We start from the raw sequence: 16096 nt of genomic DNA on the forward strand, positions 1-16096 counted from the left end.
CAGAATCATTTAATGCTCCGTCTGCCCTTCACCTGTTCATGAAATTGCTGAAGAAAGCAGCAAGAACAAAAATATCGCTGTAAGGGTAACCCCTCTGCAGCGATATTTTCATAAAAAACACTCTTTAATTGCTAATGCGAGCTGCCTTCACAGTGAGCGATCACCTTTTGGGGCGGCCTCTTTATGGTTCATCCTATTATTATACGAGTCTGATCGTTACCGGTGCGGATACGTTGCCGGAATAATCAACGGCCACAAGCTTGTAATCCCCCGCGGGAAGCCCGGAAGTGCTGATTATATTGAAGCTGCTAGTTGTGTCCCCGACCGTTCCGCGTCCTTTGCCGCTCATCACAAGATCATGCATAGTGCGTCCATTCAGCTCGGTATCGGCTGGCACTAGATAAAGATTGGCCTTCTCGCTAAGTTTGGCGCCTAACGAATTCCCGATAACCATTACGGTAATTGTCGTCATGTCCGTAATGACCGGAGGGATATCGTCCCCGGTATTCAAAGTTGGATCGAGCATATGTTTGGCGGTATAGCCATCGGCTAAATGCTCTTTATCCGGCAAGAGGGTCGTTTCGTAATAACCGACCGGCTCCCGCTCTCCATTAAAGAAGATAATCTGGAAATAAGCATCGGATACGTTCCAATTCCCATCGGTAGACCTCGCGTAAATGCCGCCCTTGCTTGCTACCGGAATAACATTAAAGCCCGTAGGGTCAAAATCTCCCCGGTCTACGGTCTGCAATGGAGCAACCGACGACTGATACAGCTGATTCGTATCCAGCAGCTCTACCCGATAATATTTGGCCTCCGCCATAACCCCCGACCATTGCGAAGGATCAAGCGTTAGCCGCACGGCGCCCGCTACCCCTTTCCACAAACCGCCGCGCTTAATCTGATCTTGAAGCTCCTGCTTTGTCAGCTGTTGCACCGTTATGCCTGTACGATCCGTTAGACGGTTCAATTCATTCAGATTATAGCCGTAATCCCCTTCTAGAAAAATATTGCCTTGGCGTGAGACCTGAATATAAAAGTTACCGCTTGTCCGCAATTCGTATTTGGCGCTATAGGACATAAGCGAGAGAGATACCATATAGTTGCCGTAACTTTCCACCGTTGTGGTATCCAGCAGCTTATTTCTGCTTGAAGAATCGTACAGCTTTACGACATCGCCTTGCTCCAGAAGATTAGTTGAATACAAGCTGTACGAGGCGTGCGGGCCATCGCCTAAATTAAAATTGGGATAGGAGATGACCTGGAAGGTTTCCTGCAAATTGCGTTTATACAGAAAATCAATGTTATAGCCTTTTTTAGCTTTACCGTCGCCGCTCGTTACCGTAATGTAGACATGCAAATCTTCCATTGGCTTTAAATCGATTGTAAACGCATGATTCGTTCCAAGCTTCCGGTATTGCTCGCCGGCTTGATCCATGTAATTAACAAAATATTCGACTTTGGCAGAATCAGACTCCGGCGTGACGGTAACCGGTATCGACACCGCCTCCATATCGCGCTCCAAGGTGACGGTATAACCGTTCGTATTCTTATCGAACCCGATACCCGCGGGAACGCCTTGATCGCCTTTTTGAACAAGCGTCAACTCCCCGCCCAAGTTCATATCGCTAAGATAAGCGGTTGTTTGATCCGATGTGCCTGAGCCTGAACCTCCCGATTGCGATGAGGCCAATGCCGCGTCGATTACCGTCACCGCTTCCGCCCGGGTTAAAGTGTCCGTCGGACGAAACTTGCCGCCGTCGCCTTTCAAGATCTTCCTGGCGGACAGCTCGGCAACCGCGCCTTTTGCCCAAGACGCAACAAGATTGCCGTCCTTGAACGGAGACAGATCCCCGTTTGCAGCCGGATTGATCCGAAGCACGTTGGCCAACATTACGACGCCCTCTTGGCGGACCGTTTGTTGATTGGGATTCGCTTTGCCGCTTGCCCCGTGGAAATAACCGGCTTTATAAGCTATGGCCACTTCCGGATACGCCCAGCTCGTTACGGGCAAATCCGTGAACGGGAGCGAGCTTTCGGCAGACGTAAATCCGAAAGCATGGTTAACGAGCGTTACGAACTCAGCCCGCGTGATGGGCGCATTTGGTTTAAAGGTTCCATTGGAATAGCCGTGAACCCAGCCTTTATGGATCCACCTTGTAATGGTCTCCTTCGCCCAGTGACCCTCGAGATCAGTTAAACTATCCGTTTCCGCGGGTGCGGAAACCGCCGGGGCCGAAGCATGCACAGGCATGCCGGGCACTACCAGCAATAACAAGCATAATGAGATTATGTATCGATGCCAAACTTTTTTAGCCATCAAGCCTTCTCCTTTTTCTAAAATCTAGTTCATTTGGTATAAAGCTTCTACATAATGATAGTTCAAGTCTGCTTAATACTCTAGAAATAAATTGGAAAATAAGAGCTAAAGAAACTTGATGATCGTTACGTTCTGCACTATTATCAGTACAGCGTTAATCGAAGAGGCGGTGATGACTTGTGAAGCTGGAAAGATTGATATCCATAACCTATATGCTGCTGAATCATGAAGTCGTGTCCGCGTCGGAACTTTCGTACAAATACGGCGTTTCGCAAAGAACGATCTACAGGGACATTGAGGCCATCTGCGCGGCGGGCATTCCGGTGATTTCCTATCAAGGGGTAAACGGCGGGTATGGGATTATTAAGGAATACAAGATGGACAAAAGCCTGCTCAGCCCGGACGATATTGAATCCTTGATCACCTTTCTAAGCAGCACAACAACCGTCTTTCAGGATGATCGCGCGCAAGAGACGATTCAACGTCTAAAGACCGTTCAGCAGAGCAGCGATAGAGCGCCTAGCCTCACGATGGATTTGGGCAGCTGGCGATCGTATACGTCCGATCTCCGTATCCTGCACGCGGCCATTCAGGCGAAGCAGCTCATTTCATTCCATTATGTAAATGCAAAGGACGAACGTCAGGAACGGATCGTTGAGCCCGTCAGCCTGGTGTTGAAATACGACTCTTGGTATTTATACGGCTATTGCCGTTCGCGGAGCGACTACCGGGTATTCAAGCTGACGAGAATATCGGAGCTGGTTGCCCTGCAGGAACGTTTCGACCGGCATCATCGTTTCCGGGAAAAAGACATCTTCTCGTACAATGCCTGCGGTAATCATCAGTTCGAGCAGATCGAACATGCGGTCATTCATTTTACGGCGGGTTCGCTCGCCAAGGTTTTGGATGAATTTTATCTGGACGACAAGCAGTTCAATGACGATGGCTCCCTTACGCTCACCATTGTTCAAGCCATCGATACGGATTGGCTAATCGAGAAGCTTCTCAGCTTCGGCGAGGATGCCGTTGTACTGGAACCTGCTTCACTCAAGCAGCTCATCAAAGAAAAAATTGGAAAAATGTTAAAGCGATACGAAGAAGTATGACACTATGCTGTCATACTTCTTTTTTTATAATGGAAACATTCGTTCGGACTGTTCGATCAATCTATTGCAAAGGGAAGTGAATGCGTTGTTGAATCATCCTTTTTTCTTTGAAGAACAGATGAAGCATAACAATTGGGAGCTCAAAAAAGTCGATAAACACGCGTGGAAGTGGACGGAGTTCTCTCCTAACAAACAAAAGCCGCCGGGGTTGCGGCGACTTTTGCTGTTCTCGATATTTACCAAGGGATTTCGCCTTTTCGGTCGATAAAGATTCCCGTTGGACCGTCCTTGCCGATGGTCGCCATCTTGACGATGGCGTCCGTGCCTTCCTCGACTGTCTGCATGCCATGTCCGGTCAGATCGGTTTTTGTTGGTCCCGGATCAACGGCATTCACTTTAATGTCCGGCATCCCTTTTGCGTATTGCACGGTGAGCATGCTTACCGCTGCTTTGGAAGAACAATAAGCAAGCGCGTTTACCGTCGATTCGATCTTCTCCGGATTCCTCACCATTCCGAAGGATCCTAGCCCGCTGCCGACATTCACAATGACAGGCGCTTCCGACTTGCGGAGCAACGGGACAAAAGCATGCGTCACGCGCACGAGGCCAAACACATTCGTCTCATATACGCGGCGCGTTTCTTCAGCCGTAATCTCGTCCGGCTTCAAATGCCCACCGGCAATGCCCGCATTGTTGATAAGGACGTCGAGGCGTCCTTCTTTATTTATGATTTCAGCTGCTGCGGCATTGACGGAATCATCATCCGTCACATCCAGTTGAACAAACCGTGCGCCCAGTTCTTCGGCAGCCTTAGTGCCGAGCTCTATATTGCGGGCACCGATATAAACAGTTTGGCCAAGCGCAATCAAACGTCTTGCAGCCTCGTATCCAAGTCCTTTATTACCGCCTGTTATTAAAGTAATCGTCATGGGGATCAATCTCCTTTTTGCTCGATGTAAGAGAACACTTACATACTAACATACTGAATGTAAGTTGTCTATTACATTGGGGCATGATATATTTACTAAACCGTACAACTATCAGAAGGAAGTGAACTGATGTCCACCACGGATAGGCCCTACCATCACGGCGATCTGAGGGATACGCTGATCCGCACGGCCATGGAATTAATCGCGAAAGTTGGGCTGAACGGTTTTTCCGTTGCCAAGGTTGCCAAACATGCGGGAGTATCTTCGGGAGCGCCTTATCGCCATTTTCCCGACAAGGAAAGCCTGCTCTCCGCAACCGGAATTGTATTCCTAACTGGGCTGACTTCGAGAATAAACGCAGCTGTTCAGGCAACCGGCAATCCCGTCGATCGTCTGGCTGCGGTAGCGGCGGCTATTGCAAGTTATATGATTGACCATAATGTCGGGTTTGAACTGTTCAGCTCATTAAGAGGTTCTTCCTATACGGAATTTCATGAACAAAGCCGCAAGATGATGGATATGCTGCTTGCCATCGTTCAGGAAGCCGATCCGAATGCCAGCTGGGAGAAAGTCGTTGAGTTGATGGAGGCTCTTCTTGCCGTCAGCACGGGGTATGCCAATCTATATAACCAGAGCATATACTCTGATCGGAAGGTTACCCAGGCGGAATTCGCCGAGAGAGCCGCTACAACGATGCGATATCTTATTATGGGCAGGAAGATGAAGTAAAATGCGGTATGTAAAAAGTGCCCAACCTTGCATTCATGCAAAGTTGGGCACTTTCTTTTGTTTCAATAGGATAAAACTAATCGATAAATGCCAATGGCCTTATTTCGCTGCCGCGATGCCTACCGTATAGATCTCGCACGGCCCAAGCTCCGCCGCGAACGAGCCGCTCGCGCTTTCGTCGCTTGGCTTCAGGCGTTCGCCTTCTTGTTCCAGCACGTCGCTCGCATAAGCCGCCGAGGACCCGCTCACGTTCGGCAATGCCTGCAGCTTGGCTGCTTCCGGACGCATGTTGAACCAGCGCAGCATGAGATCGCCCGTCGCTTCCGCGATCTTGGCAGAGGAGAACGCAATACCTTCGCCTTCCCAAGCCAGGAACGAATGAACAGGCGATAAAGTTCCGCCGTGCACGCCGGTCTGCGCGCTTGTCCAAGGCGCTTGGAACTGATAAGCGGACGCATACGCGCCGGACACCGCGCCGTCGCCGCCATGCGGAAGAATCAATAGATCAACCGTATGCTCGCCGAGGCATTGCGCTTCCGGCGTTGGGAAGACGCCCCAGTCGCCTAGCTCGGAGACCGAGCGAAGCAGCGTGACGGCAATCGTATTGCGGCCGTCGCGAAGCACTTCGTATTCGTTTAAGCCAAAGTTCGCGATGGTGAGGCCTTGCATGCCGTCGCTGACATCGGCAAAAGCTTGCTGATGCTGCGCGTTGCTCGGGTTCTCCCATTCCGCAGCCGGCTCGTTGTCTCGAACCGCCACTTCGAAGATCGCGTCGGCGCGATGGACGGAAGCGATCAAGTCGGTCGGGAACAAGGCGCGCACGCGATGGTCTTTCGCTTGGTTATTAAACGTCGTGCGAATGCCCACGCCGCGGCCCGAACGCTCCAGGCTTACAACCGTACGGATCGTGAACGGCACAAACGTTGTTGAGCGGCCGGATTTGCGCTCCGGATAATAGACCGCTTCCTGCTTCTCCTGTTCGAACAGCTCATCGGCGGATGCCGGGATCGACCAATGATGCACAATCTCGAACGCCGCGCGGTACGCGTTGTCTTCGATGACGCGGATTTCGGCCGCGAGACCTTTGGTCGTAAGCGCAGTCTCGCCGTCCGGCTGCTTGAACATATACTCGTTGCCGATATCCCCGACATTCTCATAGATGAGCAGATCGCGGTACGTGCGTCCGCTGGCCATATCCGTTACCGCCAAGGTTCCGTCCTCGGCGATCTCTATGCTGAGGCTATCGTTCGCAAGCGTGCGGGGACCGGATACAAGCGACGGCGACGAAGCACCGCTCGCAGCGCCAAGCACCCAAGCGTAAGTTTTCAAACCAAGCGCCGGCACGGCCGCCGCTTCGAACGTCAGCTTCACGCGGCGCGTCCAATACGGCTGACGGAACTTGTCATCCGGAAGATCGTAGCCGAACTGCAAGCCCAGGTCCTCGAACGTATGCTGGATGGCGTTTCCATCCGCATCCACAAGCGTGCGGCCCTCGAGAGAAATTTCCTTCATCATGCGGATCATGTCATTTGGAGCGATGCCTTCGCGGAAATACACGCGCGCAACGTCCAGCTCGACTTCCAAGACGCCGCTACGCGTCCATCCCGTCGTATTAAACGCAACAAGCGGCAGCGCATCCTGACCATAGCTCGCGAACACGCTCGTATCGACGGCGCCCGCGACCGCTTGTTTACTGTCGTCGACAATCGTCTCCGCCACATGGCGGCTCTTATCGAACCGGGTGACCATTTCGCGGTGCACCTCGTCAACGCTGCAACCGCAGATGCTGTCATGCGGATGGTTCTGCATGAGCGTCTTCCAAGCGTATTTCAGCAGATGATGCGGGTACTTGGCTTGGCCCGTCACATGCGCGAACGCGGCGAGCGGCTCGGCGACCTTCTCCAGAATCATCTGACCGGTTTGATTCATCTGCTTCAGGTAGACGCGGGCTGACGCCGTGTTCACTAGCGTCGACCAGCCGTCCGTCCGCTGGCTGCGCAGTTCGCCGCGTACGACCGACAACTGCTTGTCTTCAAGCGACGACTTCAACGACGCCAGGTAATCCGGGAAATTCGAATGGACGAAATCCGTATCCGGGTACAGCTTGCGTGCGACGCGGATCGCTTCGGCCAGATCCGTCTGGATCGGTTGGTGATCGCAGCCGTTCATGAACAGCAACTGACCCGTAGATGCGTATTTGCCGGCATCTGCCAGCTTGCGGTCCCAATATTCCTTGGCTTCCGCCTCGTCCACGGGCACCTCGTTGCCGTTGCTGTACCAGTTGGCGAACAGAATGCCAAGCACCTGCGAGCCGTCGGGTCCTTCCCATACGAGCTCCGAGAAGGATGACTCGTACGCGGAGTCCGAGACCATGTTATTGAAGCCGGTAGGCTTGACGCCGCGGCCGAACACCGCGTTGTCGATGCCCGCCTGCTTCATGAGCTGCGGCGCTTGGCCGATGTTGCCGAAGGTATCGGGGAAGTACCCGACCTTCGCGATCGTGCCGTAATGCGCGGCATCTTGATGCCCGATCTGCAGATTGCGGACGTTCGCTTCGCTGCTCGTCAGGAACGCATCCTGCAGCACGTACCATGGGCCGATATGAATACGTCCCTCGCGAATCCATTTCTCCAGGCGTTCCCGCTGGTCCGGGCGTACTTGCAAATAGTCCTCGATGATAATCGTCTGTCCGTCAAGATAGAAGCTGCGGTATTCCTCGTCGTTCTCCAGCGTGTCCAGCAACGTATCCATAAGCGCGATTAACCGCACGTGATGTTTCTCGTAAGGCAAATACCATTCGCGGTCCCAATGCGTGTGCGAGATGATATGCGCCGTTTGTCTATGATCAGCGTTCGCCATGGCGATCGTCTCCTTTCGATTTCAAGCTTTATTCGGCCGGCAGAGCCAGCACTTCTACTTCATCCGGGCGATAGACCGACGTCACATTGCCGGCCCGGTCGACGGCAAACAATACCGCGCGCTCCCGCTCCAGCACGAACGAATACGCCGTTCCCGTCGCGGCGGACTTCACTTCGATCTGCGCGTCATGCGCATATTCGGATACGAACACGAAGAGCTCGCCGTCCTTGAAGCGAAGACTCCGGCCGTATACGCCCGCCAGGTCGCCGCCTCTTAGCCATTCCAATTCGCCGCGCGCGCCCGAAACCTCCAGCGCGTGCGCATACAGCGCCGCAACCGGTTCGGCGCGTTCGTTCAGCTCCACGGGCAGCGGGCACCAGATGATGCGTCCTTGACCGTAAGCAGCCTCCATGACTTGGTCCGCTCCCGCAGGGGCGCCGTAACCGGCTTCTTTGAACACTTCGGCGATTCTCCGGTGGCCGTACGATACCGGATACGCCTTGTCCCCGATCGCGAGCCTTTCTTCCCGAACGACGTTGGCCGGCTTTCGCTGACCAAACGTATCCGAGAGCCGGTCCGCTTCCCGCCAGTAGGCGTCGAGCCCAAGCGGGCCCGTGAACAAGAGCGTCGCTTCCGTCCGGTCCACAATGTCCAGCAGCCGCGCAAACGCTTCGTCCTCGAAGTTATGCGCGGACGGCACGATAATCAGCTTGGCCGGCGCCGCCTCCAGCGCGTCCAGATGGTATTCCGACACGCCGCGGAACGGCGTCTTCAGCTCGTAGCCAAGCACGCGCGTCAGGCGCGTCGTGGCGTCGAACGCCAGCTTGCGGTTGGAGAAATCGTTGGAGTACGGGAATACGGCGGCGACATCTTCCAATTCCCGCTCACGGAACAGATCGCGGATCTGCTCCATAAAGCTCCCGAACCGGTAGGAAACGTCCGCCTCCGGCTTCTCCGTTCCGTCTGCCCGCAGCGCGCCGATATGGGATTCGTTCGCGTTGTCCATATAGAAGTTGGTGTTCCAGATCCACTGCACGGCGCCGGCGCCGCCTGCCGCGAAGGCATACGCGTATTTGCGCTCCAGCATCGCCCGCAGCTCTTCTTCGGAACGCTTTGCGAATCCGGCCGGCGTTTCCACGTACATGATCCCCGTCTCCTGCACGACGTTTGGCTTGTCAGCCGTCTTCGCAAAGATACCGTCCCACAGCAAATGGTCGTTCAACCACCAGGAATGCACAGTCGTGTAGTCGACTTCTTCCCCGTAGAAGAACGGCGAAGGCCGCTGCGCGCCTAGCGCTTCGTCCTGGCCGACCGTCACGAGCTGCGACGGATTGCTTTCTTTGATCGCATCGACAAGCTGCTTCGCCCAGCGGTTGTGCATGTCCATCGAGAACAGCGCGTAATCCAGCCAACGCGTACCCCGTTTGCCTTGGTGCATGTCCTGCACGTCAAAGTTGATGTCTTCCGGCTCCGGTATAACAGCGGATGCGAAATCCGGCAACTCGCCCGGGGTCATGCCCCAGCGTTCGCGCAGCTTCTCGATCGCGCCGTGACGCTCCGCCAGCCATTCCGCGTAAGCCGCCTTCTCGAACCGGTCGCGGCTCGAGCGAGGACCGTCGGAGAAGATCCGCGGCGGATCAAACATCGACGGCTCATTGATCAGATCCCAATCGACGTTAGTCGTCTCGCGGTGACGGCTGACGATGGAGCGGATGAATCGCTTCTGCGCTTCCACGCTGCGAGGATCGAGATAAGGGTTTGTTCCCTCCCAAGTCTCCGGCGTAAAGGAAAAGAACGTAAACGTCACCTGCAGACCATGCCGCTTCGCGGTCATGAAGAATGCGTCGATTGAGCGCAGTACTTCTTCGGAAGCATGTCCGTCCACCTGCATGATGTTGCGGTACGCCGTCCAAATGCCCGTGCGGATCCAGTTAATGCCCGCCTTGCGCATTTGCGCCATATCGCGATCCCATACCGATACGTTCGGCAGGAACAGGAACTTGCGCGCGACGTCCGAGGTCATGTACGTCATGCCGACAACCGGCATCGGCCGGCCGTCTTTCTCGAAATAATCCCGTCCTCGCGACAGCAGGCCGCCAGCGTTCAGCAAGCCTGCATCCAAGCCCCAGAAACCTTGGCGAAGCAGGCGGGTCTCGCCGTCCGAGGACTTGGCGATGCAATCCACATGATAATAACCCGCTTGGATGTCGCCGGGCAGCGGAATCCGCTTCAGCTCAAGCTCAGGACCAATTTCCGCCTCGTGGCGGTAAGTGAACACGTCCGAACCTTCGCCATGGCGGACAGCAATATCAAACGTCCAGCTGGACTTGCCCTCCGCGCCGCGTCCCAGCTTTTGCGCCTGAAGCGTCAGCATCGGCCGCTCATGCAGCTCGTAAGAAGCATAGCTCGGCTTCAGCCACAGCTCGGTCACGCCTGCCGCGCAGAACGTCGTCCAAGCTAGCAGCGCTTCTGCTCCGCCGCGCGCGAAAAATTCCGCGCCAAGCGGCAAGTTGATGAACAGCCAACGTCCGCCTGCAAAATCACCTTTTGTGTTCTCCCATAATACGGCCGGCGCGGCAACTTCCCGCCCTTCGGCGGAGATGCCCTTCAGCACAGGATAAATATGCGCATCCATTGGACCGGCCGAGCCCATCTGCAGCGGCAGGTCGCTTGATTTGGTCACATGCGGCACGAGGTTCCAGGTATCCGCAACGTCAAGCAGAGCCTCTATGCCCTTGAATAGAGGGATTTCCTCGTTAGCGGAAAGCTTCAGGATCGGCTCCGCCTTCACCGGCAGCATCTCGTGAATACGCAGCTGACGGTGGTACGCTGTCTGTTCCGGCTCCGCGAGCCATTCGCCGGCTTCTTGGCGAACCGGCACGCGGAATGGCGCGCCGCCCAAGCTGATCAAGCCGCCGCCGCGTTTCAAGAACCCGAGCAACGCTTCCCATGCGGCGACGGGGAAATAAGGCGCATGCAGCGACACGAATACGCCGCCGTCCGCATTTTCAAGTCTTGCCGCTAACGCATCGGCGCCGTATACTTCGCCCACGCCCCGCAGCTGTTCCAATTCCGCTCCGCCAATGGCAGAGGCGCCCGGAAAGGCGCCATCATAGAAAATAATCGTCGAATTAGGCATCGAGGAGTCCCGCTTTCATCGCTTTATGGACCAGCTGCGAGAACAAGCTGTTGGACCAAGCGAACCATTTGCGCGTGAATACGGAAGGATCGTCCGAATGGAAACCTTCGTGCATGTAGCCGGTGTCGGCGTCCGTCGCTTCCAATACCGCGATCATTTCGAGAATCTCCTCATCCGTCTTGGCCGTGAGTCCTTGCATGGACAAGGCCATATGCCAGATATACCCCGGCGGCGTATGCGGACTGCCGATGCCTTTTGCGGCCGTGCCTTCGTAATAGAACGGGTTTTCCTTGCTCAGTGCGAAGCGGCGCGTATTCTGGTAGATCGGATCGTCCCCGTCCACGTATCCAAGGTATGGAATCGAAATCAAGCCCGGCGTGCCCGCGTCGTCCATCAGGCAGTAGTTGCCAAAGCCGTCTGTCTCGTAAGCATAGATCGGTCCGAACTCCGGATGCCGGTAGATACCGTATAACTGGATACCATGGTTGATCTCGCGCTCGAGCTTCGCCATTTCCTTCTCAAACGACAGGTCGCGGAAGACGAATTCGGCAATCTCGCGCATCTGGCGCAGCGTGACAACCGCGAACATATTGTCTGGAATGTTGTAATGGAAATCGCAGGCGTCGTCGCTCGGACGGAAGCCGGACCAGACCATACCCGTATAGTTGACCGGCATGCCGAGACCGTCGTTCATGAGCGAATCGGTCATGATCCCGTTGTCCCGCTCGAAGCGGTACGGCGAACGGTCGAAATGGTGCTGCTCGCGTTTCCACAGGTCGACTGCGGCGCGCATGGCCACCTTGAAGTCCGCGTCAAAGATATCGGCGCGGCCGGTTTCTTTCCAGTACGCGAAGGCAAGGCGCATCGAGAAGCAGATGGAATCAAGTTCGAATTTGCGCTCCCATACCCAAGGGGACATGTCCGTCTTGTCGTCGGTGTTCCAGTGCCAGTCATTAGCCATCTCATTAAACGCGTTTGCGTAAGGGTCGATGACGATATTGCGCATGTGCAGCTTGATCAAGCCGCCAATAATCCGCTGCAGGTCGGCGTCGTCCTTGGAGAACGGTACGTAATGCATAACCTGCTCGACGGAATCGCGCAGCCACATCGCGGGAATATCCCCGGTAATAACAAACGTCGTGCCGTCATTCAGAAGTTTGGTTGTCGTTTCCAATGTATTCGGAAAACAGTTCTTGAACAGCTGCAGCAGCTTCGGACGGTGCGCGAGGCGCGTCTCCGCCTCGGCAAGCACCGCTTGCACGGATTGCGGAAGAGGCAGGTGCGGCATGTCGATTTTAGGCAATCTGAATTGTTCCATGGTGGTTTTCCCCCTTGTTGTTGCTATAAAAGTTTCGTTGCTTATGCTTACCGCAAGCGGCCCGTGGACGGTTATCCGCCCGCGGGCCGCTTGCGGAGTAAAATATTGGAATCGATTAAAAGACTACTCTTTGACAGCGCCAACCGTCAAGCCTTGTACGAAATAACGCTGGAAGAACGGATACGCGAGCACGATCGGCCCGGTCGCCAGCACGACCATCGCCATCCGCGACGTATCCTGCGGCATCGACTGCAGCACGGAGGTCCCCAAGGAAGCGTTGTTGCTGTTGGCGAGAATGAACTGCATGCTGTTCTCGATCCGCATCAGCATCGATTGCAGCGGAACCAGGTCCGGGTTCTCGATGTACAGCAAAGCGTTGAACCAGTCGTTCCAGTAACCAAGCACGCTGAACAGCGCGATTGTCGCCAGACCCGGCAGCGCAAGCGGAACGATAAGCCGGAAGAAGATCCCGAACTCGCCGGCGCCGTCGATCTTGCCGGATTCGATGATCGCGTCCGGGATCATCGTTGCGAAGAACGTACGCATGATCATGATGTAGAAGGCATTAACCGCAAGCGGCAGAATGAGTGCCCACAGGGAATTTCCTAGGCCAAGCAGCTTTGTCGTCACGATGTAGGACGGCACGAGTCCGCCGTTGAACAGCATCGTGAAGAAAGCAAGGAACGAGAAAAATTTACGGTATTTGAACCCTTTGCGAGAGATCGCATACGCGAAGAGCGAGATCATGATCAAGCTGATCACCGTACCGACGACCGTGACGAGAATGGTCACGCCATAGGAGCGCAATAGCTGGTCGCCCGCCTTGAACAGGTAGCTGTAGGCGTCGGTGCTCCATTTGTTCGGGAATAACGAGTAACCGTCTTGCGCGAGCGTCTTCTCGTCGGTGAACGAGATGATCATGACGAGCAGAAAGGGAAACACGCAAGCCAGCGCGAATAGCCCGGCAATGACGTTGAAGATGATGTTCCAGACTGGCGTCAGCCGCTGAAAGTCTTTGGATTTCGTAAGGGATGCCATGATGATGCTCCTTTCTTCCTAATTGCTCTTTCCTCTTAAAATAAGGCGTTGTCTTTATTGAAGCGGCGAACGATCCAGTTGGACGTAATAACGAGTACGAAGCCAACGAACGACTGATACAGGCCGGCTGCGGTGCTCATGCCGATCTCCCCTGTCGTCTTCAAGCCGCGGTAGACGTAAGTGTCGATAACGTTCGTGACATTGTAGAGCGTCCCGGAATCTCGGGTAACTTGATAGAACAAGCCGAAGTCCGCGTAGAAAATGCGGCCGATGGCCAGCAAAGTCAAAATAGTCATTAGCGGTGCCAGCATCGGCAGCGTAACGTTGCGGATCTGCTGCCACTTGTTCGCGCCGTCAATCATTGCCGCTTCGTACAGCGATCTGTCTATGCCCATGATTGCGGCCAGATAGACGACGCTGTTATAGCCGAGCGACTTCCATAGGAACACGATGACGATGATGAAGGGCCAATATTTCGGCTCAGAATACCATTGCTGCGGATCCATGCCAAAGGCGAGAACGATTTTGTTCATCACGCCGCGGTCGTAGCTGAGGAAGCTATATACGAAATAACCGACGATAACCCAGGACAGGAAGTAAGGCAGGAACATCCCTGTTTGGAACCATTTCGCCAGCCGCTTGTTTGCGATTTCGGAAAGAATGATGGCCATGGCCACTGCAAGAACTAGACCAATAATGATGAACACGATGTTGTAGAGCAAAGTATTGCGGGTGATGATGTACGCGTCGTTGGTGCTAAACAGGAACTTGAAGTTATCGAAGCCGACCCAGCGGCTGTGGATGATGCTGGAGAGAAATCCGCCATGTACGCGGTATTCCTTGAAGGAAATTATCGTTCCGAGCATTGGCAGGTACGAGAACAATATAAACCAGACGGTAGCCGGAAGCGCCATCAGCAGCAGGGCTTTATTGCGGTTAATGTCTTTGAAGAAACGCCCAAAGGCCTTCATGGGGTTCACCCTTTCTAAGCGAAGTAGGTTTGCAGCGCCAAGGGCCTGCGGCAATTCGTTCTACAGATGAATCGACTTAAAAAAAGGGCGAATGCCGAACATTCGCCCTTCGGTACTATAAGAAATTTACTTGCCTTGCGTTGCTTTCCAAGCGTCGAGCTGCTTTTGCGCTTCGGCCAAGATCTTGCCAAGACCCGCGTCGTTCAGCTTCTTGATTGCTTGCGGCAAGTATTTGTCCGGATCGACGGTACCCGTCATGAGCGGCGCCCAGAAGGATTCCTTCGCGTTTTGCACGGCTGCGATCTCGCTCGACACATTCGTCGGATCGAAGTTGAAGCCGAGTAGTGCCGCAGGTTTGCCGGCATCGTTGTATTTCTTGAACTGTTCCCATTTGTCGGCAGGATCGCCCGGGTTCAGATGCGTGATCATGATGTTGCCAAGCGCGAACGTTGGCATATCGTAGTTCTTGGACTCTGGCAGGTTCTCCATGTAGTCGCCGTCGGTTACTTTGTAATGCGTGCCTTCGATGCCGGAGTCAACCATATTGCGAAGAACCGGATCGGTGTTCAGCAAGTTCAGGAATTCCATCGCTTTTTCTTTATGTTTCGAGTTCGCGGAAATCGCTTGCATGGAACCCATTACCGATTGGTTGTAGATCAACTCGTCGCTCATTGGCGTCGATACGATCGGGTAGCCGTAGCTAGTCGACCATACATTGTCCGCAAACGGCTGCGTTGTCGCCTTGTCTGCGAACCATTTGCCCGTCGCCTGCACGTCCGAGGACGATTCCAGCGTTGCGGCTTCCGTCGGGATGTAACCGGCCAGGTAGTATTTATGCATCGTTGCGAGTGCTTGCTTCATTTCAGGCGTTTCGAAAACGTTGACAATTTTGTAGCTGGAATCGTCAAGCTTTACCGCCAGCGGGAATTTCTCGATCAGGTAGTCATATGGAATGTACGGCGTGAAGGTCTTGTCCACTTGCAGCGGCGTCACGTCCGGGTTGTTTTCTTTAACGGTTTTGAGCAGCGGTTCCAGGCTTTCCAAGGAGCGCACGTCGGTGATGCTCAGTTTGTTCTCGTCAAGTATGTTCTTGTTGAAGCGCCAAACTTCAGACGTTGGAAGTTCTTTATTCGCCGGTACGCCGTAGTTTTTGCCGTCGACTTTGGAACCGCTCAGGAAGGCAGGGTTCAGCGTGTCGGTAATGCCTTTGCCGTATTGGGCCAGCAGATCGTCGATCGGAGCGAAAGCTCCTTTGCGAGCGTTTTGCACGTAGTCAAACGCCCAAGCCGCAGTGAACATGATGTCCATGTCCGCGCCCGAAGCCGTCAGTACTTGCATCTTCTGGTTGTAATCGCCCCAGTCGATCATCGTCATTTTGACTGTTGCGCCGATTTTTTCTTTCGTGTATTCGCTAACCGCTTCCATAACTTTGTCAACGTCTTTCTGCGGCGTGCCGATTGTGTACCAGTTCAACTCGACCGGCTTGGCGTTGTTGCCGCTGCCAGACGAAGCGTTGTTGTTTGCTGCCGTGTTGCCGTTGCTTCCGCAGGCGCTCAGCAAGAGCATAACGGCCATCGCGGACGTCAGACCGACCGCTGCTTTTTTACGGATTCCCATTGGTGTTGCCTCCCTTATGTCTGTGTAGCAATTCAATAGTCGCGACTTCTTGCTACTTCATCTTAGAAGA

The 16096-nt window shown here is 54.3% G+C and carries 10 protein-coding genes; 2 read left to right on the forward strand and 8 right to left on the reverse strand.

The features are described 5' to 3' along the window. Positions 1 to 199: 199 nt before the first annotated feature. Positions 200 to 2320, reverse strand: coding sequence for an S-layer homology domain-containing protein (locus tag QQK89_RS02520; RefSeq protein WP_284236839.1), 2121 nt, complete (start codon positions 2318 to 2320; stop codon positions 200 to 202). A 179-nt stretch (positions 2321 to 2499) separates the two neighbouring features. Here QQK89_RS02520 and QQK89_RS02525 point away from each other — a divergent pair, with 179 nt between their 5' ends. Then, positions 2500 to 3426 carry a helix-turn-helix transcriptional regulator gene (locus QQK89_RS02525; RefSeq protein WP_284236840.1) on the forward strand — a complete coding sequence of 309 codons (927 nt, stop codon included), beginning with the start codon at positions 2500 to 2502 and terminating at the stop codon, positions 3424 to 3426. A gap of 236 nt (positions 3427 to 3662) precedes the next feature. Here the strand turns inward: QQK89_RS02525 and QQK89_RS02530 are convergent, their stop codons facing one another. After that, positions 3663 to 4355, reverse strand: a complete 693-nt coding sequence (locus tag QQK89_RS02530) for an SDR family oxidoreductase (RefSeq protein ID WP_284236841.1) — start codon at positions 4353 to 4355, stop codon at positions 3663 to 3665. Between the two features lie 129 nt (positions 4356 to 4484). Between QQK89_RS02530 and QQK89_RS02535 the strand changes: the two genes are divergently transcribed. Then, complete coding sequence (locus QQK89_RS02535; RefSeq protein ID WP_284236842.1) at positions 4485 to 5084, forward strand: TetR/AcrR family transcriptional regulator; 600 nt, start codon at positions 4485 to 4487, stop codon at positions 5082 to 5084. Positions 5085 to 5183: 99 nt separating this feature from the next. On the opposite strand, the gene QQK89_RS02540 is transcribed toward QQK89_RS02535, so the two are convergent. The 6 genes from QQK89_RS02540 to QQK89_RS02565 form a co-directional block, all read right to left on the reverse strand. Beyond that, positions 5184 to 7943 (reverse strand): alpha-mannosidase, encoded by a 2760-nt coding sequence (locus QQK89_RS02540; RefSeq protein WP_284236843.1) that lies wholly within the window; start codon positions 7941 to 7943, stop codon positions 5184 to 5186. A gap of 28 nt (positions 7944 to 7971) precedes the next feature. After that, on the reverse strand, positions 7972 to 11082 hold the full coding sequence (locus tag QQK89_RS02545; RefSeq protein WP_284236844.1) for a beta-galactosidase: 3111 nt from the start codon (positions 11080 to 11082) through the stop codon (positions 7972 to 7974). Further along, entirely contained in the window at positions 11075 to 12400 is a 1326-nt protein-coding gene (locus tag QQK89_RS02550; protein WP_284236845.1) for a glycoside hydrolase family 125 protein, read from the reverse strand. The genes QQK89_RS02545 and QQK89_RS02550 overlap by 8 nt, the downstream gene beginning before the upstream one ends. A 123-nt stretch (positions 12401 to 12523) precedes the next feature. Then, entirely contained in the window at positions 12524 to 13438 is a 915-nt protein-coding gene (locus QQK89_RS02555; protein WP_284236846.1) for a carbohydrate ABC transporter permease, read from the reverse strand. 35 nt (positions 13439 to 13473) lie between these two features. Then, positions 13474 to 14409 carry an ABC transporter permease gene (locus QQK89_RS02560; RefSeq protein ID WP_284236847.1) on the reverse strand — a complete coding sequence of 312 codons (936 nt, stop codon included), beginning with the start codon at positions 14407 to 14409 and terminating at the stop codon, positions 13474 to 13476. Positions 14410 to 14535: 126 nt separating this feature from the next. Continuing rightward, positions 14536 to 16026, reverse strand: coding sequence for an ABC transporter substrate-binding protein (locus QQK89_RS02565; protein ID WP_284236848.1), 1491 nt, complete (start codon positions 16024 to 16026; stop codon positions 14536 to 14538). Between the last annotated feature and the right edge of the window lie 70 nt (positions 16027 to 16096).

The organism is Paenibacillus glycanilyticus, assembly GCF_030161375.1.
Lineage (GTDB): Bacteria > Bacillota > Bacilli > Paenibacillales > Paenibacillaceae > Pristimantibacillus > Pristimantibacillus glycanilyticus_B.

What these genes read in the sequence shown, in the direction of transcription:
- QQK89_RS02520 (WP_284236839.1), bottom strand. Translation starts at nt 2,320, where the DNA reads ATGGCTAAAAAAGTTTGGCATCGATACATAATCTCATTATGCTTGTTA.
- QQK89_RS02530 (WP_284236841.1), bottom strand. Translation starts at nt 4,355, where the DNA reads ATGACGATTACTTTAATAACAGGCGGTAATAAAGGACTTGGATACGAG.
- QQK89_RS02535 (WP_284236842.1), top strand. Translation starts at nt 4,485, where the DNA reads ATGTCCACCACGGATAGGCCCTACCATCACGGCGATCTGAGGGATACG.
- QQK89_RS02540 (WP_284236843.1), bottom strand. Translation starts at nt 7,943, where the DNA reads ATGGCGAACGCTGATCATAGACAAACGGCGCATATCATCTCGCACACG.
- QQK89_RS02545 (WP_284236844.1), bottom strand. Translation starts at nt 11,082, where the DNA reads ATGCCTAATTCGACGATTATTTTCTATGATGGCGCCTTTCCGGGCGCC.
- QQK89_RS02550 (WP_284236845.1), bottom strand. Translation starts at nt 12,400, where the DNA reads ATGGAACAATTCAGATTGCCTAAAATCGACATGCCGCACCTGCCTCTT.
- QQK89_RS02555 (WP_284236846.1), bottom strand. Translation starts at nt 13,438, where the DNA reads ATGGCATCCCTTACGAAATCCAAAGACTTTCAGCGGCTGACGCCAGTC.
- QQK89_RS02560 (WP_284236847.1), bottom strand. Translation starts at nt 14,409, where the DNA reads ATGAAGGCCTTTGGGCGTTTCTTCAAAGACATTAACCGCAATAAAGCC.
- QQK89_RS02565 (WP_284236848.1), bottom strand. Translation starts at nt 16,026, where the DNA reads ATGGGAATCCGTAAAAAAGCAGCGGTCGGTCTGACGTCCGCGATGGCC.